1 protein-coding gene is annotated in these 643 nt (G+C 60.7%); it reads left to right on the top strand.

Features of this window, described 5'->3' with window-relative positions:
* Nucleotides 1-215: 215 nt before the first annotated feature.
* A partial coding sequence (gene selD / locus RA28_RS22095; RefSeq protein ID WP_039533502.1) for a selenide, water dikinase SelD occupies nucleotides 216-643 on the top strand: 428 nt, incomplete at its 3' end.

Consider the following 643-nt stretch of genomic DNA (forward strand, 5'->3'; position numbering starts at 1 on the left):
GTCCTGTGGCCCTTGGCGGGGCTGTGTTGGCGCATCTGTCGCCTCTTCTTCCCCGTCCTACCCGGCAGCCCTGCGTGACTGCCTGACATCACTGCTTCCAGAAGCAGCCAAGGCCACCTATTTTTTGCGGCTCTTTACATGACGTAGATGGCCGCGCATTGACCAAGATGGCTCCCGCAGAGCCTCTGCACACGGTGCACAAACAAGGGGTAAGTATGTCTTCCATTCGTCTGACCCAATACAGCCACGGCGCTGGCTGTGGCTGCAAAATCTCTCCCAAGGTGCTCGACACCATTCTCAAGAGCCAGATCCCGGGCTTCAACGACCCGACCCTGATCGTTGGCAACAGCAGCAAGGATGACGCGGCCGTGGTCGATATCGGCAACGGTCAGGGCATTGTCTCCACCACCGACTTCTTCATGCCCATCGTCGATGACCCCTTCACCTTTGGCCGCATCGCCGCCACCAACGCCATCAGCGATATCTACGCCATGGGCGGCAAGCCCATCGTTGCCATCGCCATCCTCGGCTGGCCCATCAATACCCTGCCAGCCGAAGTGGCCCAGCAGGTGATCGACGGCGGCCGTCAGGTGTGCCATGAAGCGGGCATTTCACTGGCCGGTGGCCACAGCATCGATGCCCC

Origin of the sequence: Ruegeria sp. ANG-S4 (assembly GCF_000814005.1) — a bacterium.
Lineage (GTDB): Bacteria > Pseudomonadota > Alphaproteobacteria > Rhodobacterales > Rhodobacteraceae > Ruegeria.